This is a genomic window from Citrobacter sp. S39 (assembly GCF_009495675.1).
Classification (GTDB): Bacteria; Pseudomonadota; Gammaproteobacteria; order Enterobacterales; family Enterobacteriaceae; genus Citrobacter; species Citrobacter freundii.
On the sequence record NZ_CP045556.1, the window covers coordinates 177,772 to 200,586 of the forward strand.

The 22,815-nt window shown below is 45.1% G+C and carries 22 protein-coding genes; 16 read left to right on the forward strand and 6 right to left on the reverse strand.

Annotated features, from left to right (window positions below):
• Positions 1-36: 36 nt before the first annotated feature.
• The 13 genes from GFB57_RS23985 (at position 37) to traN (ending at position 14,314) form a co-directional block, all read left to right on the forward strand.
• Entirely contained in the window at positions 37-1,950 is a 1,914-nt protein-coding gene (locus GFB57_RS23985) for a VWA domain-containing protein (RefSeq protein ID WP_007372243.1), read from the forward strand.
• Between the two features lie 63 nt (positions 1,951-2,013).
• Positions 2,014-2,514, forward strand: coding sequence for a hypothetical protein (locus GFB57_RS23990; RefSeq protein ID WP_016241579.1), 501 nt, complete (start codon positions 2,014-2,016; stop codon positions 2,512-2,514).
• 55 nt (positions 2,515-2,569) lie between these two features.
• On the forward strand, positions 2,570-2,878 hold the full coding sequence (locus GFB57_RS23995; protein ID WP_016241578.1) for a hypothetical protein: 309 nt from the start codon (positions 2,570-2,572) through the stop codon (positions 2,876-2,878).
• Positions 2,879-2,888: 10 nt separating this feature from the next.
• Positions 2,889-3,116 carry a hypothetical protein gene (locus GFB57_RS24000; RefSeq protein ID WP_016241577.1) on the forward strand — a complete coding sequence of 76 codons (228 nt, stop codon included), beginning with the start codon at positions 2,889-2,891 and terminating at the stop codon, positions 3,114-3,116.
• Positions 3,117-3,149: 33 nt separating this feature from the next.
• Entirely contained in the window at positions 3,150-3,371 is a 222-nt protein-coding gene (locus GFB57_RS24005; protein ID WP_007372244.1) for a hypothetical protein, read from the forward strand.
• A 27-nt stretch (positions 3,372-3,398) separates the two neighbouring features.
• Positions 3,399-3,659: a hypothetical protein gene (locus GFB57_RS24010; protein WP_016241576.1), complete on the forward strand. Its 261-nt coding sequence runs from the start codon at positions 3,399-3,401 to the stop codon at positions 3,657-3,659.
• Between the two features lie 24 nt (positions 3,660-3,683).
• Positions 3,684-4,073, forward strand: coding sequence for a hypothetical protein (locus GFB57_RS24015; RefSeq protein WP_016241575.1), 390 nt, complete (start codon positions 3,684-3,686; stop codon positions 4,071-4,073).
• Positions 4,074-4,094: 21 nt separating this feature from the next.
• Positions 4,095-4,616, forward strand: a complete 522-nt coding sequence (locus GFB57_RS24020) for a hypothetical protein (protein ID WP_007372245.1) — start codon at positions 4,095-4,097, stop codon at positions 4,614-4,616.
• Positions 4,617-4,832: 216 nt separating this feature from the next.
• Positions 4,833-5,171, forward strand: coding sequence for a hypothetical protein (locus GFB57_RS24025; protein WP_024196083.1), 339 nt, complete (start codon positions 4,833-4,835; stop codon positions 5,169-5,171).
• Positions 5,149-6,249, forward strand: a complete 1,101-nt coding sequence (gene traF, locus GFB57_RS24030; protein WP_007372246.1) for a conjugal transfer protein TraF — start codon at positions 5,149-5,151, stop codon at positions 6,247-6,249. Before GFB57_RS24025 ends, traF begins: the two co-directional genes overlap by 23 nt.
• Positions 6,246-7,688 (forward strand): conjugal transfer protein TraH, encoded by a 1,443-nt coding sequence (locus GFB57_RS24035; protein ID WP_009653894.1) that lies wholly within the window; start codon positions 6,246-6,248, stop codon positions 7,686-7,688. The genes traF and GFB57_RS24035 overlap by 4 nt, the downstream gene beginning before the upstream one ends.
• A 14-nt stretch (positions 7,689-7,702) precedes the next feature.
• Positions 7,703-11,221 (forward strand): conjugal transfer protein TraG N-terminal domain-containing protein, encoded by a 3,519-nt coding sequence (locus tag GFB57_RS24040; RefSeq protein ID WP_007372249.1) that lies wholly within the window; start codon positions 7,703-7,705, stop codon positions 11,219-11,221.
• Between the two features lie 435 nt (positions 11,222-11,656).
• Positions 11,657-14,314 (forward strand): conjugal transfer mating pair stabilization protein TraN, encoded by a 2,658-nt coding sequence (gene traN, locus GFB57_RS24045; RefSeq protein WP_007372250.1) that lies wholly within the window; start codon positions 11,657-11,659, stop codon positions 14,312-14,314.
• Positions 14,315-14,358: 44 nt separating this feature from the next.
• Here traN and GFB57_RS24050 read toward each other — a convergent pair whose 3' ends face one another.
• From GFB57_RS24050 to GFB57_RS24075, 6 genes are all read right to left on the reverse strand, one after another.
• Positions 14,359-15,129 carry a hypothetical protein gene (locus GFB57_RS24050; RefSeq protein ID WP_007372251.1) on the reverse strand — a complete coding sequence of 257 codons (771 nt, stop codon included), beginning with the start codon at positions 15,127-15,129 and terminating at the stop codon, positions 14,359-14,361.
• Positions 15,130-15,256: 127 nt separating this feature from the next.
• The gene (locus GFB57_RS24055) at positions 15,257-15,787 is read right to left on the reverse strand and encodes a FlhC family transcriptional regulator (protein WP_007372252.1); all 531 of its coding nucleotides are present in this window, start codon (positions 15,785-15,787) and stop codon (positions 15,257-15,259) included.
• A gap of 2 nt (positions 15,788-15,789) precedes the next feature.
• On the reverse strand, positions 15,790-16,320 hold the full coding sequence (locus tag GFB57_RS24060) for a hypothetical protein (protein WP_016241572.1): 531 nt from the start codon (positions 16,318-16,320) through the stop codon (positions 15,790-15,792).
• Positions 16,313-16,873, reverse strand: coding sequence for a transglycosylase SLT domain-containing protein (locus GFB57_RS24065; protein ID WP_016241571.1), 561 nt, complete (start codon positions 16,871-16,873; stop codon positions 16,313-16,315). Before GFB57_RS24065 ends, GFB57_RS24060 begins: the two co-directional genes overlap by 8 nt.
• A 29-nt stretch (positions 16,874-16,902) precedes the next feature.
• A complete protein-coding gene (locus GFB57_RS24070) occupies positions 16,903-17,433 on the reverse strand; it encodes a hypothetical protein (RefSeq protein WP_016241570.1) in 531 nt (176 codons plus the stop codon).
• 14 nt (positions 17,434-17,447) lie between these two features.
• Positions 17,448-18,470: a ParM/StbA family protein gene (locus GFB57_RS24075; protein WP_007372253.1), complete on the reverse strand. Its 1,023-nt coding sequence runs from the start codon at positions 18,468-18,470 to the stop codon at positions 17,448-17,450.
• Positions 18,471-19,653: 1,183 nt separating this feature from the next.
• Here GFB57_RS24075 and mobI point away from each other — a divergent pair.
• From mobI to GFB57_RS24090, 3 genes are all read left to right on the forward strand, one after another.
• Positions 19,654-20,085 (forward strand): conjugative transfer protein MobI(A/C), encoded by a 432-nt coding sequence (mobI, locus tag GFB57_RS24080; RefSeq protein ID WP_016241569.1) that lies wholly within the window; start codon positions 19,654-19,656, stop codon positions 20,083-20,085.
• Positions 20,086-20,961: 876 nt separating this feature from the next.
• Complete coding sequence (locus GFB57_RS24085) at positions 20,962-21,651, forward strand: hypothetical protein (protein ID WP_009652897.1); 690 nt, start codon at positions 20,962-20,964, stop codon at positions 21,649-21,651.
• A gap of 594 nt (positions 21,652-22,245) precedes the next feature.
• Positions 22,246-22,809: a hypothetical protein gene (locus GFB57_RS24090; protein ID WP_007372259.1), complete on the forward strand. Its 564-nt coding sequence runs from the start codon at positions 22,246-22,248 to the stop codon at positions 22,807-22,809.
• Positions 22,810-22,815: the final 6 nt, after the last annotated feature.

The following is a 22,815-nucleotide window of genomic DNA, read 5'->3' on the forward strand; positions in this document are numbered from 1 at the left end:
TCTAATTAATCTATTTAAATTTATTGTGAGGTATATATGGGTATTTATAATTCCCTTCCTATTGTCGCACGTGCATTAAGCTCTCAGATTGGTCTTAATGTTTCTGTTGGCGGCAATGAAGCATATGCTACGGAGACTGGTGCTGGTTTTCTTATTAACCTTCCATTCTTCAAGGACGCTGAAATGTTGGCAAATCCGTTATTAGGGTATGCCGTACATGAAGCAGCACATATCCGTTTCACTGATTTTGGTGATCTTAAGATATTCATTCAAGAGCATATGGAGTCGGATAAATACAACGTTGAGGTACTTAGACACCTGGTCAATCTTTGCGAAGATTTGCGCATTGAACGTGCGATGAGTTGTCGCTATCCAGGTACATTGAAGTATCTCAATTCACTGAATCATTTTTTGTTCAGTGAAGAAGCGGAATCCTGTGATAAAGCTTCATCGGTATTTCTGGATACCCTGCTTACTTGTGGTTTGAACCGCTTCAACGGTTTAACTATCCCAACAAAGCAAGTGCGTGAAGACTTTGAACGCATCTTCGGGCTGGAGCTGTACGACAAAGCTATGACGGTTATGGCTGAAGCAGTACAAGCAACCTCGATTAAAAAGGTGTTTGAAGTTGCATGTCGGTTATATGACCTCGCAGTAGATGCATTTAACGAAACTAATGAGCAAGAAGAACCTCCGCAGGATGATAATCAGGGCGCTGATTATGGTGACAGCAAAGGCGATGACAGTTCGTCAGAGCCGGGCCAGTCATCCGACAGTTCTGACAAAAATGGGGATGGCCAGACTGTAAGTTCAGGCGGTAATGGCGGCTCGCCGTCATCGTCAGCCGGTCAGAATGGGCCTTCTTCAGATCCTGATGGTAATACCGGTGGCGCACCAGATAAAGAACATGGGCAAAACGATAGCGATGATGAAAACGATAACTCATCGTCAACGTCAGCTAATCGTAATACTCCTGCTTCCGACTCTGGTGACAACAAAGCCGGAGCTTCCCAACCGGGCTCAAATGCTTCGGGTGAAGCTTCTGTCGTTAACATGTCCCAGGGCGGTAAAGACCCTTTCGAAGGAACCACATCGAATGACCTTGGCCGTACTGGACAGAACACTTCAGATAAGCTCAATCAGTTAATCAAAGACAAAGTACCCCCGCATCAACGTATCGTTTCACCTACTCCATATTCAGTAGCACCTGCGAAGCGGCACGATACCGGTAATGCATCCGTAAGTTTAGGGGTGCAGATGGCTACCGGGTTACGCCAATCACTTCATGGGTTGTTACAGGGTGTAAGAGCGGTGAGAAGAACACATCGTGAAACTGGTCGTAAGCTTGATTCTCGACTGGTTACCAGTGCCATGCTGGGCAATACGCGTCTTTTTAAACATAAGTCCAAGGCAGTAGATGTCAGTTCTGCTTTTACTATCCTGCTGGACTCTAGCGGGTCAATGAGCCGGTCGGTTAAAGAGGCTGAAGCCGCTGTTGTATCAATGTTGTATGCGCTCGATGGTATTCAGGGGGTAACTACCTCGGCATACCATTTCCCACACGCCGCACATAATAGCGTAGGTCTGTTAAAAGGACGGGAGCAAACTTTACGGACAGCTATAGGAACTCATCAGTTTGGTATTGGTACGCAAGGCTGTACTCCTCTTTGCGAATCGTTATGGCCTGCACTTGCAGACCTGACGTCAGCTAAAGCGGATCGCCATGTATTGGTTATAGCAACTGATGGCCAGCCTGATGATATGGCTTCTGCGCGAGCGATGATACAAAGCGCTAAAGATGATGACATCATCGTTATTGGCATCGGTTTCGGTGATGCCAGTGACCGCATGATGAAAAGTCTTTTTGGTGATACCGGTGTTTCTGTCGGTTCTGTTTCTGCCTTACGTAGCAAACTCTTTGAAGTAACCCGTAAAGCTCTCATGTCTTAATCTGTATTTTAATTTCCGTTTTAGCTTTCTAAATTAATTTAATTTATTTTAAAGGTGATCATTATGTCTGCAACCGCAAAATCTAAAGTGGTTCACGAAAATCAACTCTCATTCATGAGTATTTTCGATGCCACTGAAAGTGAATATGATCTGATATCAGCCGATTCAGAACATAATTATGAACTTCGTTTTTCATCAAAGATGGCTTACGAAATAATTCGGGATAGTATATATATCATGACTGCATACCGTAGTACTGGTGAGCAGCGTGTGGATGAAATCCTCTGGATTTGTTCGGAAGAAAATCAGGAAGACTTATGTTCATTTACGAGTTGCTGCAAAATAGCGGGTCTTGATCCATTCGAAACCCGGATGGAAATCCTGCACGAGTGGTCAAGTGAATTGGCAAAACAAGCAAGACTGATTGCGTGTCATCACTTTACTGCTCCCACTAATATGGAACATGTTGCATCCCAACGTATTGGATACGAAAAATACAGAAAAGCGTTTTATCACACTTATCCTAAAGAGGCTGCGAAGCCGCTTAAGAATAAACCTCTGTAATAATACAAACGCTGACTTCGGTCAGCGTTTTTTTCGTGCCACGCTGGAGACTAACATGAATATTTTAAAACATGACTTCGATAGTTCCTCTGAACTGCTACAAGCGGGTTTATTGCTTAATCAATTGGAGGATCTAATAGGGTTTATTTCCACGAATGAGTTCAGGAAAACCTCAATCAATCAGTTCATTGAGGTTGAGGCATCTGAACTTATGGTTTTTAACCTATGGCATCCGATGTGTCCCGATATCACTGAGGTTCATTTCTTCCGTGATATGGATTCAAATTGGTGGCCATACAAGATTTATGAACTCATGTCTGATATAACCACCCAAACCCAATTCATTCCTCGGGTAAATCAATAAAGGTGACATCATGATTCATTATTGGGTTAAAGTGAGACCCGGTGAAACAGATATCCTCGCACCTCTTCGTCATGGGGTTCTCGCCATAAAATATTTGGATGGAGCGCCATTGCTTTTCCAATGGCCTCCTGAAGAAGGATGGACGTTCGAAACCCTGGATAAAGTACAGCCTTGTGGTGTTGAGTTTGGGGCCGATGCATATATTAATGATGTATGGATTGGTACTACAGAATTTTAATCTTTAAAGACTGAATGTCTGGAGTCTCATTTAATGGATATCCCATGCATTTTGTTTATATCAAATAGTCGGCATTATGTAATTACTGAAGACTCTGTTATCGCTTCATGGCCATCACGTTCTGATAAAGAAAGTGAGATCATTCAGCTTAATGACGGTCGGATTATTACTGCAAACAATGTACGACGATTTAACTTCATCGACATTTCAAAGATCGAAAGCCTGACGGCGATTGATGATGGAATTGTCTTTTAACTATATAGATTAATAACTGGAGTCTGTATGAGTGGCTGCGCGTTGATAGAGTATAACAACCGCACCGCCAGAATACGCGGTGAAGTTGCACAAGGCGATAAGCATTATATTCAGTATGCTCTCGCTCACTGGGCTGTCATTGCAATCAGGATTCGCAATACAGACCATCATTTTACCCGATTGCCGGTTGATGAGTGGATTGAAGGAATTGCAAAACAAGTAAATCCTTCTGAGGCTCGTGAGCAGATATTTAATGCTCTATTGCGGTGTAAGCCGGGTATCTTCTAATTCATTTAATTTATCGAGGTATATATGTTTCATTCTGAAACCGAGGATATCTATGGTTTTGTGTCTGGCGATATGTCATTGCGACCTCATTCAATCGATAGAGATTTGCAGGACTTAAGGTTACTACTCGCCGATATGGATACCATTAATATTCTGAACGAACGAGGGATAGGAACTCAGAAAACCATCTTTCATGTAACACAAAATGAGTCGAAGGCATTAATGCTGGTTACTCGTTTAACTTACTGCCAAGGTGGTGGACGATTTACTCACCCTGAATGTGCTCTTCTTGTTGAACAGATAACTGATCTAGGACGTAAGTTGGGTAATAAACATTTCGATGCGGCGATGAATGAAGCAAAACGCTTTATAGCGAATGAGGCTGACTTCATGAAAGAACAAACTGTCTGGTAGAAAATTTCTAAGGAGTCACTCATGTATACTTCAACTACTGCTAAATCAGATCATATTGATAGCTTTAATAACGCACAAAACCGTATGTTGATGAATTACGAACGTGATGAGTTTGAACAAGCTCCCGCTGCCGTACTTTATGATGCTGTCGGTGCTGTCGTAAACGATGAATCTGATATTGATATAATTTTTCGCCTTATGGATATGGAAGGAGAAATGTTGTTTCTCCGCGCAATGAAAAACCTCGGTTGCCAAGAGAATGTTTTTTATTACGCATCTGAATCTGGTGCGGTGCTGACTGCTAACGATGCAACGTTGCTTGAATTTGCTTATAACCTGGGCAAACATATCAGCAATGAGTTCTTTACGCGTTTCTTGCGTAATTCTCAGTTAGCCCGTGAACTCATCGGTAACATCATTCGTATAGGCAACGATGCCCTTAAATTTCCAGATGACGGCCTGAATACAGTATTTGAATGCTGTGTGATGGAGAATTCATCCTGGAAGAACCAAGGCCATTTTAAAGATAACTTTGGTCTTTAAAGCATCTAATTCTTTTAATTAGCTAACACAGAAAAACCCAGTCTTCGGACTGGGTTTTTTTGTATTTGCTGATTTCAAATCATGTAAACAAAACGGATGCACATGAAAATTACTTTTGATTTTTACAGTCAAAACGTTGCCATTTTTGAACTTGTTATTTTAACCCATATGGCAAACTAATCGTAATGCCGTCCGTATTTCTGATAAGGGAGTTTTATGAAGACACTTAAATGTTCTCATAACAGGGCAATGCTTATGCCAGCACACAAAATCCCTGCGGTATTAGTTAACGACGACCCTAAGAACATAGTTACTGATGAGCTGTTGCGTAAATATGGAACACGCATGACTCTCGATGAGGCTTGCTCCGAAATTGGTGTTAAGTCGGATAGTGTAGCCAAACGTATAGGACAGGTCAGATATAGGCATTATGCATTAACTCGCCAACTTGAAAGTGCAAGGGTCTTTAGTGGAAAAAATAGCTTTTTCTGGACGGAGTCTATCGCAAGAATAATTTCCGAGGGTAATTCCGATGAAATATCAATTTTTAACTAAAATCATTATTCCCCTGCTAGTGGGATTTGCTTTTTCTACCTCAGTTCTTGCGGATGAGGGTAACACCCCAACGTCTCAATCCCCTCAGACCACCAGTGACGACCTCGCTGGTGGTCAGGCATTTCTGAATGGAAAAGAGGAAGGTTGGTTCTGGCGTAAATCGCCACCTGAGCCAGTGAAGAAAAAGCCAGTGAAGTTACCTCCTCCGCCGACTTTACCGCCTCAAGAAACGCCTAAACAGGTTGCTCAAACACCTATGGAGTCGACTCCAGAACCTGCCGCAACTGAAAAGCCCGGCCCGGCTCCGTTCACCGTAGCCTGGTTTAATGAAAACATTCAGAAACTACGCAACCAGGCCATCGACAATCCTACCCAAGAAAACGTTAGGGCATATTTTCTGGCCCAACGCATTATGCTGGATAAAGCCAGCCGCTTTACTGATATGGCTAGGTTGGTTACTTCTACCGACCCCCTCATAGATGAGAATAGCCGCCGCTCAACCTCAACATTTGGGGCAATGGATCAATCGAATGAAGCTGAAAACAATTCGAGAACGGTCATAAAAGACGTAGCGACAAAAGCAGGATTGTTTTTCTTCTTCCGTGGGGAAAACTGCTCCATATGCGTAAAGCAAGCTTCTGTTATGAATACGTTTAGTTTCATGACAGACATGAAGGTCATCCCAATTTCACTTGATGGTAAACCTCTTCCAGGGAATATTTACCCGGACTGGAGGCCTGATTCTGGCCAGGCATCAAAGCTCCAAATATCAAACGCACCTGCGATAGCTCTGGCAATCCCGCCATCTACAACACGCATTGTCTCATTTGGGCCTATCAGTGCAGACCAGTTAATTTCAAGAACAGTCCTTATTGCCCACGATGCAGGGATCATTTCTGACCAGCAATATAAGAGCACCTTGCCATATAACGATACCGGCTATATCGACTCAAACATTCTGAATGACATGCCTAAAGACCTAACTCAACAACCTGATGAGTTTATCAAATATATACAAGCTAAAGCTGGCTACGGTTCGACACCTAACCCAAATGCTAATAACCCGGGGGAAAAATGAAGATTTCGCGCAACTATAATATAAAGAATGTATTCCGTAGAAACATTCTTGCAATTTCTATCTGCCTCTCCGGGTTGACAGCTTTTCAATGCGAGGCCACCAGCATTAGTACTCAGCTAGACAGTATGTTCGGCTCTATGTCGAATGTTACAGCTCCCGGTGATTATCAGAGCGTTACACGTGATGGATATACCGGTGGCGGATTTGTTCTACGTAATAAGCTCCGTACATTGACACCTATTAGTATTAGTCTCCCTTCTGCGTCGGGAGGATGTGGAGGGATAGACCTTTTCGGCGGGTCATTCTCGTTCATCAACGCTGATCAGTTCGTCCAGATGCTACGTAATATTGCTTCTAATGCTGCCGGTCTAGCTTTCCAGTTGGCCCTGAACGCTATGGATGCCGTTCTGGATAATGCTATTTCGAAAATGCAGGCAATCATCCAGCAGATGAACGATCTGACCGCAAATTCGTGTCAGTTAGCGAAGGGGTTGTTAGTCGACACTGCCTCTGCATTTGGTGACAGTGCAAAGGCTGCTGTATCTTCTCAGCTGTCCTCTGATGGCCTCTCAGACCAATTTAAAGCCATGTGGGGCAATATGGGTGGTGGTAAAGCACCCGACGTACAAAAACAAGAGGCAGGGAAAAGAAAGGCATGTGACGATTACGGTAACATTGTGTGGTGTTTGCTCCAGAATGGTAGCTTTAGTAATCAATTCATCGGCTCCGAAGATGAGCAAAAAGAACTTATTATGTCTATGACCGGCACCATCATCGTCGGTAGCCAGTTGGGTACAGATAAAGATGGGTCAGCTAAAAAGAGTGTGGTTAGGATTGCTCCACTCGCAACTTCAAATGTCCTGGATTCTTTTATAAATGGTGATGATAGTTTCGATTTCTGGTCTTGTTCAGGTCAGACTAGTACTTGTGAGAATCCCAAAAAACAGACCAAAATAATTAAAGGTCTCGCTGCCAATATCACACTCTTCTTTATCGATAACGGATATTTGAGCTCGGCCAGAACTGGTTCAAACCCTGGGGATGCTAAATTACGGCAAGCAAACTACTACAACGTAGCTGGTGCTACCAGTAAAGCGACTCAAATTGCACGTCATGATTTAGCCGCATCTTATTCCTATATACGTGAACTATCTCCTGTCATAGCCTATTCAGCTGCTTATAACTACCTCAGCGAAATGCTTACGGCTGCTGCGACCGGCGCACGGCTCCAGCAGGAAAATGATAAATCGGCGTCAGTTTATTATAAGGATGCTGGAGAGCTAATCGAAAAGGCAAGGCAAAATCTGTATGTCTCCTATAACGCCATGATATCCCGTTATGGTGGCGAGGCCCGTATACCTGAATCATTCAGCAACTATATGACAACGCTTCCGCAGGTTCATTATGAATCTGAAGGTTCTCTTGATGGCTCGCTCTAACAAGGTAACTTAATATGAGTGAATGGAACGTATATACTGTTGGCAACATTGAATTTATTTATAATATATTCAATTCCGTTGCCATGTTATTGAATGATGGCACTTACGGATCCTTGTTTAGGATTTCAGCACTCATTGGTGTAATTTGTGTCGTGCTTGCTGCTGCTATATCAGCCGGGAAATCATTATCCCTTTCTCATATGTGTGTGGCCGTCGTGATGTATTACCTGTTTTTCAGTGTATCGATGCGCACCAACATTGAAGATGTTACAACGGGTAAGTTTCGTGCTGTTGATAATGTACCAGCGGGATTAGCCGTTGCCGCATCTGTACTGTCTACTGTTGGGTATGCAACTACCGAGAAGATGGAGCAGGCATTTTCTGTCCCAAGCATGACTGAGTATGGGTCTCTGGATCCCCTTTTCACTCTGGCCACTTTATACGACACATTGAAAACGCCAATGCGCTGGACGGGTCAAACTGGTGCTTACGGTGATCTGGACGCAAGCGTTTCAAACTATGTGAAGAACTGCGTAGGCAACGATATTATTCGTGGGTCTAAAACCTTTGCTTCAATGTATCGCTCTAATCAAGGTGTATCAGGGCTAGCCTCGAACGATTCCTTCCAGCGGGTTGTTATTTACGACAATGTACGTAGCGGCTGGTCTACCAGTACTGAAGAATCTTCAAATGGGGGCTCACTTTATACCTGTTCTGACGCGTACACGAAACTTAAAGGACTCGCTACCCAGAACGCTTCTAGCCTGGACTCAGCTTTTGCCAGCTCTTATACCGCATCCGGGCGCACTTGCGGTGGTGCGCCATGCTCAGGTTCAGGAAAAGCCCAGGAAGTACTGAATTTCTTCAACATAAGTGGCACTGATATTCGTGATTTCCAATTGATGTTGGTCATGTACCCTCATTTCAGGGAACTGCCAATGTACGGACTCGAAAGCTCATTTCGTGGTACTGCTGCTGTAACTCGCGCCCAAACCATGACTCAACAGGCATTCCAATGGTCTTCTTCTGGTTCATCATTCTTGAGCTGGATGGGTTCATTTATGCCGATTTTCCAGGGAATAATATACGCACTCGCACCATTTATGGCCTTCCTTTTCGGTCTGGGTATTATGGGTTTGCGACTGGTGATGAAGTACTTCCTCGTTATCATCTGGACATGGACTTGGCTTCCCCTCGCAGCGGTCGTCAACATGTATGTGTTAAACAGTATCCGTGATACGTCAAGCCAAATTCTTGTCAGTTCGGGTTCTGGCGGACTTAGCTTTGCTCAGCTTTATCAGCTCCTGTTTGAGACTCAAAAAAGTATAGGTCTTGCTGGTAATTTATACGCGATGATCCCGGCCCTGGGTGGATTCATTGTCTGGGGCAGTTCTGTTGCCTTTAACTCTCTTGCAAGCTCAGCAGCAGCACCTTCAGCTGCCGATACTAAAACTCTCGCACCTGATGTCACCAACGCTCCTGCGATAAACAGTCGTGGTTCCGATGTTGAATTTAACCCAACACAAGGAACTATCATGGGTGGGTCTTCTGGCACTCTCCCTGCCATTGACATGAAAAAGGTCGCTACTCACAACCTGTCCAGCGCTAAGCAAGAACTAGATTCAGCATCCAGTTCCTTGACTGCCCAATCTGGAGCAATGATTAGCCAGGTGGCCAGTAACATGAATTCTGGTGGACATTCGCAAGTTTATAGTGACGCTTCCAATGCAGCATTTGCCAGCCTGAGCAGCTCAGATCGTGCCCTTGTCAGTTCTGTGGCTAAAGAACAAGGTATTTCTGATATGCAGGCGCTTGTCTCTATCGCCAAAGGTGATGTGAGTGTCGGTGGCGGTGCGGGAAGTTCAAGTGCTGGTGTTGGTGTTAAAGGTGGAATGTCACGTTCAGAGGCAGAAAGCAGTGGCCTGAGTAATGACAACAGTGCTAAGTACGGTTCTACAGACAGCGCCTCGTCGCACAAAATAGACAGTGCGACCCAGTCACGCATCGTCAATACCGCAGCAAGTGCGATGTACCAGTCCTTATCGCAAGAAGGTGAGAGTTCTCAATCGACTCGTTCTTTTGCTGAGGCAAATCAAAGAATGCAGTCCGCACAAAAGAACTTCCAGGAAGCAAACTCCTTCGTTTCAAGTACCTCAATGGGCCAGACAATGAATGCTGCGCAACTTGCTACAGCCATTGGTCGTAATCATGATGCACAAGCAACATTGACTCAAACCCTCGCGGCGCACCCGGAACTGTCCAGCAAAATCGCCGGTGATGCAGCGAGCCTGACCTCTTTAGGTATGACTCACGAAGACGCGCATACCTTTGCTCAATTCAAAGCAGCCAGTGAACTTGGTGTTGCCGGTGCAGTAGCTGCCAAAGCCGGGTTCATTAACGCTGATTCCAGCCCAGTACTGACGACAACTGCATCTGAGCAATACCGTGGCGTGAGTGGTGGAGCTGAAAGCGCTGGTGGCCGCGCAGTTGCTGGTGCAGCGGACGTTGGCAACTCCGTTAATGCAGTAACAGGCCGATCTTACGGAGCGCTTGGTGAAGCACATGCGTCATCGTCTGATGGTTATGGGCAAGGCCAGGTTAATACTGTCGGGGGACAGAATAGCGGTGCAGTTGAGCAAATTCACAAGGGAAATGAGGGTGAAGTCATGACGAAAGCGGGTAACACCGCCGCAAATGATTTCGAAAACAACCACTATAATCTTGGCGGTATTACTGGCGATTTTAATAAACTCGTTTCTCATGTCAGTAATGCGTTCAAAGAAAGCCCGGTATATGAACAGGTACATGATCAGGCCAGAACCATCGCTGGGGAAATTCCGCTTGGTGGAGATGCAAACCGCGAAGCGGCGCGAGATTCTATTGTGAACTACTACGCCATGACTAAAGCTGGAGCGTCTGAGCAACAACTTTCCCAGGCCCGCAGTGACATGATGGCACGTATTCAACTCGCGACGGGTGGTGAAAATGACAATGGAACGGTTATGGGCGGAAATACTGCTCTTGCCCGTGGTATTGCAGCCCGTATTGATAATGCCGGTTTAGACCGTTCAGCCAATGATGGCTCCATTATTCAACAGGCTACTACTGCACTGAATACCGATCGCCAAACCCACGAATACAACACCGGTGGCATGGCCAACAACCTTGGAGGGATGCATCAGGCATCAAATGGAGGTTCTGCTGTGGGTGATGGCGTCCCTTACGCGATGGGAACCCACAACCAGGGATACGGCGAGGCTGAGACAATGACCGTTAATGCCCAAGGTGCTGAAGGTCATAATGGTTTAAACCAGAACTCAAACTATGGTGGGTCTGAGACAACAAACATTAATACCCAAGGCGCTGGTGGTCATAGTGATTCAAATAACGGAGGTACAATGTTCAGTGATCCGCCACCTGCACGTGCAACCCAGTCGCATCAGGAGTATGTACCTGTGCATCCACGTAATAAAGAGAACAATGGAGGTCATAGTGGTGGAAATGACGACATGATAATTTCATCGAGTAAGTGATTCGCAATAAAGCCCTGCAATCTTGCAGGGCTCTTATGTGGTCACGAACATGTATACGACAGGAAGGCTCAGTAAAGAATAGAGCAGAATATAAAACTCCCACATACGCTCACATTTGCTCTTGAACGTTCTGCCATTTTTTCCACGTCCCCTCTTACCATTTCCACCACCATAATCTGAATCGCTTGGCCCCGATAATGGGATAAGGCCAGTAATACCAAACATGTCCATAAGTACCTCCAGTCGGTAATATTCAAGACGCTGAAAACACCCTCGTTTTGCCGTCCTTCTTTATTGTCTGAAACCAGTCTGTTTAATACGCTGCCTGCTTAATCCTTCATTTTAGTAGCTTCGCATAGAAATGCTGGCTGACGAAATTTAGTTACCGAGATCTCTGATTTCATAATCAGTAACCACGACAAAGGTGATCATAGAATGAAAAACCTTTTCCGCAAAAAATGGTTTTACAGACCACTCTGCACAATAACGATGTTATGTCACCTTGGTGTTGTATCCTACGTGCCGTATGCCTTTTCAGCAACGACCCAGGAAAACGTTACATCTGCCACTAATTTCTATAAAACACTGCCGCAAGTTTCAGCTACGTCAAATGGTACGGTTCAGTATGGAAAAGGCCAGGCCGTTGATTTGAACTCTGCTTATCCAAATCAAGGTTCATCAACTTCACTGGATAGCCTGAAAGGAACCTACGGAGATGACAGCAACACGCTAAAACTGGGCAATACAACCAACGCCAATCTGAAAACCGAAAATTCACTGCGCGGCGAAGCTTACCGAACGCTGGTGGGCTCAACGAAAACTACAGCAAACATTAAACCTGATGATTCCATCTTTGATGGCCATAAAGACTTCCTGGAGAATCAGGATAAGTACATGCAAGATCTTGGTGATTGTTCTATGACCAAGACCATGACGAATAAGGACACCGTCAACCATATCCCTGATTATCGCGAATGTACCCGTACCACAAGTGTCAGCGGCACATTCACCCTCTACCATCCTTACGTTGCCGGTATGCTCTCGCATTATAGTGGCGCGGCGAACATCGGTTCTTGCGGCACTAACTGCATCGAACTCTGGCTCGGGACTGTCGGTGATAACTACTGGGACGGCAACTGCACAATATTTGAACAGGCAATGGCCGTCACTGTCTACAATCCCCAGGCAGTTACCAGCGCCAAGATCATCAGGGCTAAATGGGATGATTACATGCAGATTTATGTCGGTGGTACAGATAGGGGTAGTTTGGTTTGGGCAGGGCCAAAAGGTTTAAACGTCTTCCCGCCAGAGACATCAGGAGCCTGTGAATTAAAAACAAGCTGGGATCAGTCGATTAATGTAGATGTAACAGCACAAATCCGAAATACCCCCCAAAATGGCGTTCTTAATTTCAAAAACCGTGTGTCAGTGACTGGCAGCGGCGAAGGTTATGCTCTCATTTATATTTACTTTGACCCAAACAAAATTATCTCGGATAACGCCTGGACTGTTGATAAACCTGAACAATTCGATACGTTGCTGAAGGCCATCAACGCCGGGTATTGCCAGAATTACACGGTAACCTGCCGCGAGACAGTCATTCCTGATGCAAATGGGTGCGCAACCATAAATGGCGCACGTATCTGCGAAAACCAGCTTGCTAAGCCGCCGATCGGAGGTCTCTCACCTTTCTGTAAGTCTGCAACGGTAGTTTCCAACTGCGGAACCGACGGTGGCGTTAACAATACTTGCAAGCAGTACGATGCAAACACTGCATGTAAATTCATTAAGTCCACTTGCATAACAGGTGCGGAGGGTGACAAAAATGGGTGCTGGCAGGCAACCGAGGTATGGGATTGCGGAACGGATGTCGTTGTACCCAATACCTCCTCCACCGATACCTATACTTGTCCTGGCGCTGTGCAATGCCTTAATGGGTCTTGCCTACAGCCTTCTGCTGAACCAAGCGGCGATTTCAACAAAGCAGTTGCAACTCTTCAGGCCGCAACTTACGCATTGAATGAAATGAAGTGTGGCGATGATACTGACGAAACCAACCGTTCCTGCACTCTTTTTAAAGGTGAGTCTGCACAATGTAAATCGGCGATGGGGGGATGGGTGGATTGTTGTGATCAGCCCGTAGATGTCAGCTGGATTCAGTATTTGCAGTTGTCCTACTACACTCTAAAAATTGCTGATGCTGTCTCTGTAAAAGCCGGTATGTTCGAACAGGGAAAAGGTATTTTTGACATGGGTTCCGAACTTATGACTAATGCCATCGATACAATAACTCGACCAGCTATTTCCGCTTTCAACAGTCTGGTTGGGTCGGCAGGTACTGAAGCGGCTCAGCAAGCTACAGAAGCAGGTTTGTCCGGTTTGATGAATCAGGCTATAGGAGCGCTGACGAAACAAGTTGCTCAATGGACTCTTGATACCTTCGGCCCTGCTGCGACGAATCTGATATTTGAAAGTGCGGCCTCTGGCGGTGGCGCAGCCGTAACATCGTCTGGCCTGGCTACATCTGTTCAATTGTCGTCAACTATTGTTTCGGCAATATCCGTGGTTGGATATGCTTACATGGCGTACCAGATTGCTAATATACTGGTCAACATCATCTGGGCTTGTACTCCTGATGAATTTAAGCTTGCCGTTAAGAAAGAAACAAAATTGGCCGTGCATATATCCAGCTGGTGTGAAACAAAGTTTCTGGGTGTCTGTATCGAGAAACGGTCAAGTTATTGCACGTTTGATTCTCAGATTGGTCGCATCATTCAGGAACAAGGGAGACCAATGTTAGGTATCGGCTGGGGGGATAAAAAGAACCCGGATTGTCGACCACTGACGTTAGAAGAATTTGGACGGATTGATTTTAACAAACTCGATTTGTCAGAGTGGATTGGTTCACTTTACGAGGCGAAACTTTTACCTAAAGCGTCGGAAATAAATCTGGATAAGATAACCGGTAAAGGAAACGTATTGAATATAGATGGATCTCGCCAGAACTCCCTGGAGCGATTCCAGAGCGGTGTTGACAGTATCGATGTTGATGCGGCGAAATCTAGCACAGAGGCTGTTTTGAAAACTCAATAGCTTTGCAGGATAAGAAGCCCCGACTTTATGTCGGGGCTTTTTTTTTACTTTCTGAACAGGTATTGCTTACCGTCACTGAATACCATTGGTTCATGTTCAGGAGAGCCTGGTAAGAACAGAGCCCGCTGAGCACCCAGTTCTTTACTCATTTCTTTAACCAGACCTACGTTAGAGGCTCGTGTTGCATAGAGGTTGAAGCAGTCATTACCGATAATGAATGTCACCTGACCGCTGGTGCTGATAGGTGGTTTCGGCAACGTTGGAGCTATATCAGCATACGATACCCAATCACCGTTCGTCGCTTTCCGACGAACTGCATTTTCAACAGCACCGCCTTTCCCCTCACACATCCCACCAACTTTGTATCCATCCATCCGGGTTAGTGTTTTCCAGAAAATCGCATTGACCTCACGCTCATTATCTTCCTGAGATTTACCGTTCCATGACGCGACACGCACCACGCCATCAACAATAGCAGTAGGCTGTTGGGCCGTTAAAACAGACAGCACAGGGATGAAAGATGTGTGTGTCGCGAAGCCCGCAGCCACATCGGCCACTCCATTACCTCCCAGGTTGGTTACACCTTTTTCACCAGCCTTAACCGGGGTTTTGAGAGGGACAAGCTGCCCATTGGACGCGAAACCGTTATAGATAAGGTATTGATCGCCAGCATCGGTGATCTGACGTAAATCCATCGCTCGGGCAAATTTCAAAGCATCAGATGGATTGCTGTCAACCGGCATAGCTGGTGGTTGAGAAGCCGCGCAACCAACTAACATCAGCGATACCAAAGCAAGACCAGAGATTTTCTTCATTTTATTTTCCTTGGGACACCAGTAGGTTTGTTATTCAATACTAACCCGACTCATTCACGTGACGAAGTATCCAGGCAATAAAAAAGCCCGTTAAAACGGGCTTTTTTATGAAATTTAACTTAGTCACTTACGAGCTTTCATTTTCAGCTTCTGTATCAGAGCAGAACGGACAAATATGTTTTTTCCGTGGACGGTCACAACTCTGCGGTGAAATAAATGAAAGATCGCAACGGTAACACCTTACCATACGTATTTCTTCAGCTCGAAAATCACGAGCAAGAGTCCAGGCCTCGTTGGCATCAATCATCATTTTCGAGGCTTCTTCCGGGCGGAATTTAAGGTTTAGTTCCCGGTAGATTTCGAACGCACTCACCACATCAACGATGTTGTCACTGTTGTTTGGGTCTTTCGAACGACGCAGATAGATGCTCATAAAATTGGTTGCCTCAACCTTTTTATGTGTCGTATTGAGCAGCGTCTCTGAATGTTTAAGTCGTCCGATTGATACATCACTCAGATGGAACTCTTTTCGCAAAAAATCAATAACACGGTCACTTGCATTAAGCGAATGCACAATGATCTTTCTACGAAATCCTAATTTTACCATTTTCTGTGTTAAAGCAAATTTATCTTCATCCCGGACAAGAGCAGCCTTCATAATCAATTACTCCAATGAGAATAGCGCGACTGTAAGTAACCTGTTAATTCTAAGGTTGGGTTGGGGGCTCCAATAACTGTACTGAAGTCACAATCTACTAAATCGGCAAATGGACGAATAGGTTTAAAATATATTTTGCCGGTTATGATTGCATCGATTGTTTGTGCATCATCCATACGTTCGACAAGCTGTACGGTTTTTTCATTATCAAACCAGTAGAACGTTTGGGCAACAGTCCCCGTATTAATGAAAACACGAACACTGAATACCAGCAGGGCAAGCCGTAGGATGTATGAGTCATGACGAACGAATTTTTCTACCTCAGTAGATATCTTGCGCTCGGGATCATGACAGATATTAAAGATGGGCAAGTCATACTTCTCCATCGATAAAGCGAGCTTGGCCTGATTAGATTTCTCTATCAAAAATTCCCGGTCTCCTTCTGCTAACTCAAAAGGGCTTTTATACAACGATTGCGCACGGGTAATAATTGAGATGGCAGTCTGTAGAAAATACAAATTTTGATTAATCATTTTCGATAAGCCTCTTCCATACGCGTAATACGCGCTGACCATATTCACGAGCCTTGCCTTCCAACTTAGGGTTTTGAGTGTTGTATCCACCTATCGCCAGTTCTATATCGCCAGGGTTAGCTTTGATGGCTGCACACAAAGTCTTTGCCCCGATTCGGATGTTTGTATCGACATCCAGGAGTTCTTCAGGATGGTTAACATACTGTCCGTTCCAACGAAAATTAATTTGAACGATTCCAATATCTGTTACCGGAGTGGCTGAGAGATAGCGGGCTAGCGCTCTCTTTGCATCTTCATAACTTGTCGGGTAATACGACCCATAAACATAGTTGTTCAATGCCCAGGGGCTGGGAACAACATACCCCTTGGTTCCTGCATTATTTTTACTCTCGGTGAGTGCCACCGCGTAGAGAAGGTACGGATCGAGGCCACACTCTTTCTGGGAATGCTTTTCCCAAGAAGTGCCACGAAGATCTACAAGCCTGGCGTTCGTACTCGTGCAGTAAGCAGCACATAGTAAAGCGAGCACCAAACTCTTCGTTGCTATCTGCATTTCCCCTCCCCACAAACCCTACAACGGCATCAACTTATGCGAACACGCCTTGGTGTAACCTTTTCATTAACGCCGCTATCTTGATTGTCGCCTGTCTCCCCAACGCCCGATTTATCTCCAGGATTGGGATCCGGTATTTTTCCAGCAATCTCAGGCTTACTGGTAAGGTTCGCCGTCGATAACTGGTCATCTTTAACTTCGAACTCTTGAATATCACTGCCCACACAAAATGGCGGGCCTGTATTGACTATATCGTTGCTAACCACGTGACGAAATTTTGGTTCAGTGTCCTCATTTACTTTGGGTAAGTGGCCGTCTCTCTGACTAGTCATCAGACCAGTCTCATTTTCTGTATTCGGCCCACGGACTGATTTCTTCTGTTCTGATTTACGTTTTTTTGAAGTCTCACGGACGATACCGGGTATAAAACTGTCACCTGCTAGCAATGCTCGGTTTGCCAGCGCCAATAGTGAACTGCTGCGCTGGCCAGACTGTTTTGATTCCAGATAATTAATCAGCTCTGGAAACAGTATTGGATTAATCGTCACTCGAACTTGCATGAAACCCCCTTTGCTCAATCATCGCCGTAAAGCATCAAGTCAACGCCATAGTTCCAGAAACCAATGGCATTACTGGCAACAGGCAACGGGCTCGATACGATCCTGGCTCGGGGGAATTCTTCTCGTATGGTCTGTTCGTAGAACCTTGTCCCACCACCGGCAGCTGCAATGATATGGACTGGCCCGAGAACCCTTGTCGATTTTCGCAACTCTTTGACTACATCACTGGCGATGGAGGGAATAGCTTCTTCAAGCAGAGGACGTAGGGAAATGTGGCGGAACCCATTAAAGAAAGACTGCTCATTGTTACGGAGAGCGATTTCAATAATTTCTGGTAGATCATCAATTCGCTCTTCCGGGTTATCGGCATTAAGGCGGTTCACAATGCTTTCGATAATTGCACTGGTTGCTTTTAATGATGAACCTGAAGAGCCTGATACCCTGCTTCCGCTCTTAAAGGCGATGTAGTCCATCGAGAAGAAGCCAGGGTCAACCACGAGAATGGTCGACTTCTCTAATTCTTCCTGACTGATAAGGCCCGGTCTGTTAACGATGTCATTGATGACACCAACGCCCTGCTGAAGAACGAGGCATTTTTTAACAGTCACTGTTTTTCCTGGCGCAATAGTAAACGTACCGGTGAGCCTCGCAGTCAGTTTCGCGCGTTCACTTTCATTAGCAAGACGGACAGGTAAACCAGTTACTACCAGGTCGATTTCATTGCCTGCTTTAGCAGTGATTTTATCCAGTGAGGCCAGATATAGTGCCAGGTACATTTCTGTCATGTGGTAACGGTCATGCAGCTCACGCGCATCGGGGCGTTCGGTAAAAGCCCGCCATTCTTTACCTCCTGGGTACACCAACACTTCATGTTCGCAGCTACGCTTTACCAGCCGCACATCATCTACTGGCTCATTCGTAGCGTAGGCCGGATAAATACTGACTGTGGGTTTGTCATCCGCTGAATCCCCTACAGCAATTTTTACATTGCTGTATCCAATATCAATTCCGCAGACAACCAATTTGTCATTGCTCATTCGTTAACCCTGCAAGTTAAAAATGAATTACTGCCACTCCGATAACATTTGAGCGCCAAAAAGGGGTTCGCACTAACGTAAAGAAAGGTGGCCTCCCTCTGTCAACGTCGGGAATTAACCGTTAACAAGTTGTAACATGGTATTCAAACGATCATCGATTACCATTTTTTTTATCGGCAAAACGTCCCCATTTTTGACATTAATAATGGCTAGATACGGACGTTTAAAATGTCAGATATGTACATAAATGCTGCATGAAACTGGACGTCATATATGGCTAAATCCGGCCCTAAAAACCTTAACCCCTAACCTAAATCAGACTGAGGAAATTAGGTGGTAATGTATGAGGGCAACACATTTAGATTGGCTTTCCGCCTGGGGATTTCGCGGAGTATATATACTAAAAACACATGCTTCGGTGAGGTGAATTAAGGTATGTTGTGGCGATTACTCAAGGGTACACTTCGTGAAAATTTTACTTAAGCACAAGTTATAATTTCACTTAAATATGCATATCTCCCCTTCACTTCCCCCCCAAAAAAACTCTCTCAAACTAGTATATATACCTACAAAATGTGACATAAATCACTATGAAGTTACTGTGATTTAGGATTGATCCTGAAGACGGAGGGAGGTGATGGAAGTTTCAGCTGCGTTTGCCATTGTATTCTCCAGAAAGGTAACAAAAAGTGGAAAAGCCAGAAACATAAGTTTCTGCCATATCATATAGCGACTCTACATAATCGTTTACTAAGAGGTTTGTGCAGCGGTGGGCGTCATCCCGTTAATCGCCTCTACATTAGGGGAAGTAAGTTTCCATTATATTCCCCAGAAACCTATTAAAAATCAGAAATGCCCAGAAACGTAGTTTTCTGCCATATCATATAGAGATTGGCAAACTGCTTGATTAAAATAAAATGGCTTGATAAAAGTACCCGTACAGATAGATATTAATAGCTCAATCACCAGATTGCCATTGTATTCTCCAGAAACATGCAAAAAATGAGAACACCCAGAAAGATACTTAACTGGAGAATCAATCTTTCCTGTTTTGGAACTGAAAACTAAAAATCGAACCTGAAAAGGAGTTTTCTCTTTCTCCAGAAACATAGAGTTCTGGCGTAATAATAGAGATTCTCTTTTTTGGGGTTAAGTCCTAATCAAAAAACATCGAGGTGGTTTTATGCAACTCGTCGGGTACATCAATGATCTGGAAAAGGCTCGTGATGCGGTTGATTCAGCCGCAGAACTTCTGTTTAACGAGGCCAATAGTCTTCGGGAGGAATACTGGGACAAAGCTATTGCTGATGACGAGAAGGCACGGTACAGCTTTAACGTAACCAGGCAAGGAACAACTATCAGGATCCGCTGGGCCAGATTGACACCTTTGCGCAAAGCTGGTGGAGGCATTGATCGTGTCGTTCCCAAATACCTACCTCTCAACAAAGGCGAATCATATCCACCAGCGAAATTTAAGGATGCAAGCCAGCGAGAACTTGCGCTTATCGAACTGTATGAAGGTCAGCTTATTTGGTTGCGTGATGAGTTACGAAAAAACCGTGCAATTCGGCAGGCACTTTCACTTCGAATAACTCACCTAAGAAAACAGCTTTAGAAATACAAACCGCTCTGGAGTAAACATAACGGATATACATGAATACCAGGCGATGACCTGGTATTTTTGTTAGTGAGCCTTCAGGCGATCTGTTAGTGAGCCTTCAGGCGATAGCGGACTTATCGCGGCGGAAATGAATCAGGATGATCGCAATATGATCGCGAGTGTTTTCGCCCGGGTATGATCGGGTGGGAATGCAGCGGACTATTTCGCGGGCGCGAATATGGAAGGTAAACAAAGCGGAAGCGATAGCGTCGGTTTTCTCTATTTTTACATCGGGAGGTTGAGCATGGTAATAATCAAACCGCACGATGTCGGAGGAAAGATGAATTTCCTCCGGGGGTTTTTATGGGCAACCGGAGGTTGCCCTGGTTTTAATCGCCGGGGAAAACCAAAAGTGAATAACCAACATGGTTTTCCTCCGGGGGTTTTTGTCGCGGCGAGTACCGCTTAGAAATTGTGATCGGCTATCGAAACGGACAATATGAAGTCGATACCCTCGTTCGGAATAACTTCCCTCCCGATACACGCGTAAACAAAACGAAACCATTAACAAATTATCGCTCAGATTATCAAAGTGGATCATCTCCGTCTCATACCAGCCAAATTCCCTTGTAAACCGATCTGTATTCGCAAAAGGATCCGTTATTGGGATAAAACCACGCCAGAATCGCCTCAGAACGATTCTGAGCTTATCCCCCTGGTATTTTCACGATCGGATTGATTAAAACGCGCCTGAGCGTTTTGAGCGCGTTTTGTAGATCGACATATCTGTAAATTTCCTGAGTATGGTTTGGCTATGCCCTGATTTTGTTCCGAACGGGGAAGCCGTTATGATTAGGTCTGAATGTAAAGCACTTGTAGAGGTGATGCGGTATGAGTCACGAGCGCATTGAGGTTTTTGGTGATGGAGGCAGCTGGATAGCCGAAAGGCTTAAGTCATTCAGGTTAACGATCTTGGGTCAAAGTGAGTCGTTGTCTATCGTCAGGAACCCGACTGACAATTCTGCCTGGGTGACTCACGATGATACCGGCCTTGTTTTATGTCCCCTCCATGTTGATGGTTCGTTGGCCCCGGATATCGCTGAAGCTACTGAGACGGTGGAGAAATACATCTCCCGAGTGAGCCCTGCGGGAATATCAGCACGGATAAAGCAAGCCCGTAACCACCTGGATAGAATTGCCGCACCGGTAGACTCACGTTCTGCGGCAGCACTGTTAAGACGTGGCGGAATCCCGATTCTCTCACTGCGAACCACGGAATATCTGAAGTGGTACGAGTTGTTAGCGAGACTGGCGAAAGGTCAGGCTCTGTCACCATCCATCTGGGTGGATAACTACCTTGCCGGTGATACACCAGAAAGTGCATGGGCTAATGGACGCGGACTCTATGAGTTAATCAACAATGGGAATATGACATCAGCCAATACGATTTTCCCGGTCTGGTATTCTGTAGCTCTCGCACTGGGAAGATTCACAACAGAAGAACTACCTGTGATGAACGCCTGGCCGAGCTATTGTGATGGAACCCGTGTGGAGAGTTTTATCCAGTTGTATCGTGATTAATTCTTATTCATATGTCATATGATTAACGCTAAAGAAGATCTGCGGTAAGTCTGGCCGTTACCCGGAACCCCGGGACAGACCGAAACTTGCTTTCGGGTTGTCTCGGGGTTGGCCGAGCGAAGCGCTGGCAAGCACCACACCTATTTTGAGGAGAAGCCAATGTTAATTTCGTATAAGAGCAAATTGAAATTAGGATCTATCGCACTATGTTCATTTGGTGTAGGTATGGGCGTTATGCTATCAAAAACCGTTCCACTATCTTTAAGCGCTGTAGTAGTACTCGCCTTTTTCTGGTTACTCTCAATCATTTGTTTAGGGGTTGCTGCTTTCTTTTGTTCCGATTGAAATTGTGTAGTTCATACAGTACCCCGAATAATCCCCGCCTTTGTCAGTAGATAACCGTGAGGCAGACCGAAACTTGTTTTCGGGCTGTCGAGGGGTTGGCCGAGCGAAGCGCTGGCAAGTACAGACCATATTGTTCCCCCTGCATTTCTCATCGCTAAATTCTTTCTTGAAATATCGTCAGATTCCCTGTTTGTCACCCACCAGCCTCATGTTGTTATTGACCTAACTGCCATTCAATGGGAAGCAACAATGTTTAATTTAATCGCGAAGGCTAAAGAAGCAGGTTATCAATTCTGGATCAGTGCCTCCAAGGTACTGACAGTTACTACCGGAACCGAGATGGGGCTGACGATTATTAAAACTGTAACTGATATTAACCCTTGCTTGCTGGTGGCGGAGTTAATGAACCTTGGGATCACGTTATCCCCAGATAATAATTATTTCTGCTGGTTGGATAGCGAAGGTGTCCTTTGGGCCGTTGACCGCCACCATCTCTATCGAGGAAATACAGGGGAGCATGGGGTAAACTGGGATGTCGTCTATCATCACGGCATGGTAATTAATACCCCTGAGCAGGCATCCATCCTTTTCAAAATTCCCCACATTGGGCGCTTTACTGCCACTGTAATGTATAGCGCTGGCTATACACCCGACTGGGCTCTTCCAGCCTTTGTTGATTTTTCTGGTGAACCGGATCATGAAACAATACTGTCGTGGTTATCCGAGGTAGGCATTCGTAATGCAGGAATGCATCTCGAAGATATTGAGTTTCTTTCTGTTGAAGAAAATCCCGACGCTTATATCTCTCTTTAATGAGGT

Coding starts and splice junctions, on each gene's coding strand:
- GFB57_RS23990 (WP_016241579.1), top strand. CDS start 2,014: ATGTCTGCAACCGCAAAATCTAAAGTGGTTCACGAAAATCAACTCTCA.
- GFB57_RS24035 (WP_009653894.1), top strand. CDS start 6,246: ATGAAGATTTCGCGCAACTATAATATAAAGAATGTATTCCGTAGAAAC.
- GFB57_RS24020 (WP_007372245.1), top strand. CDS start 4,095: ATGTATACTTCAACTACTGCTAAATCAGATCATATTGATAGCTTTAAT.
- GFB57_RS24050 (WP_007372251.1), bottom strand. CDS start 15,129: ATGAAGAAAATCTCTGGTCTTGCTTTGGTATCGCTGATGTTAGTTGGT.
- GFB57_RS24060 (WP_016241572.1), bottom strand. CDS start 16,320: ATGATTAATCAAAATTTGTATTTTCTACAGACTGCCATCTCAATTATT.
- GFB57_RS24075 (WP_007372253.1), bottom strand. CDS start 18,470: ATGAGCAATGACAAATTGGTTGTCTGCGGAATTGATATTGGATACAGC.
- GFB57_RS24090 (WP_007372259.1), top strand. CDS start 22,246: ATGTTTAATTTAATCGCGAAGGCTAAAGAAGCAGGTTATCAATTCTGG.
- GFB57_RS24065 (WP_016241571.1), bottom strand. CDS start 16,873: ATGCAGATAGCAACGAAGAGTTTGGTGCTCGCTTTACTATGTGCTGCT.
- GFB57_RS23985 (WP_007372243.1), top strand. CDS start 37: ATGGGTATTTATAATTCCCTTCCTATTGTCGCACGTGCATTAAGCTCT.
- GFB57_RS24055 (WP_007372252.1), bottom strand. CDS start 15,787: ATGAAGGCTGCTCTTGTCCGGGATGAAGATAAATTTGCTTTAACACAG.
- GFB57_RS24015 (WP_016241575.1), top strand. CDS start 3,684: ATGTTTCATTCTGAAACCGAGGATATCTATGGTTTTGTGTCTGGCGAT.
- GFB57_RS24070 (WP_016241570.1), bottom strand. CDS start 17,433: ATGCAAGTTCGAGTGACGATTAATCCAATACTGTTTCCAGAGCTGATT.
- GFB57_RS24025 (WP_024196083.1), top strand. CDS start 4,833: ATGAAGACACTTAAATGTTCTCATAACAGGGCAATGCTTATGCCAGCA.
- GFB57_RS24000 (WP_016241577.1), top strand. CDS start 2,889: ATGATTCATTATTGGGTTAAAGTGAGACCCGGTGAAACAGATATCCTC.
- traN (WP_007372250.1), top strand. CDS start 11,657: ATGAAAAACCTTTTCCGCAAAAAATGGTTTTACAGACCACTCTGCACA.
- GFB57_RS24085 (WP_009652897.1), top strand. CDS start 20,962: ATGAGTCACGAGCGCATTGAGGTTTTTGGTGATGGAGGCAGCTGGATA.
- GFB57_RS23995 (WP_016241578.1), top strand. CDS start 2,570: ATGAATATTTTAAAACATGACTTCGATAGTTCCTCTGAACTGCTACAA.
- GFB57_RS24010 (WP_016241576.1), top strand. CDS start 3,399: ATGAGTGGCTGCGCGTTGATAGAGTATAACAACCGCACCGCCAGAATA.
- GFB57_RS24005 (WP_007372244.1), top strand. CDS start 3,150: ATGGATATCCCATGCATTTTGTTTATATCAAATAGTCGGCATTATGTA.
- GFB57_RS24040 (WP_007372249.1), top strand. CDS start 7,703: ATGAGTGAATGGAACGTATATACTGTTGGCAACATTGAATTTATTTAT.
- mobI (WP_016241569.1), top strand. CDS start 19,654: ATGCAACTCGTCGGGTACATCAATGATCTGGAAAAGGCTCGTGATGCG.
- traF (WP_007372246.1), top strand. CDS start 5,149: ATGAAATATCAATTTTTAACTAAAATCATTATTCCCCTGCTAGTGGGA.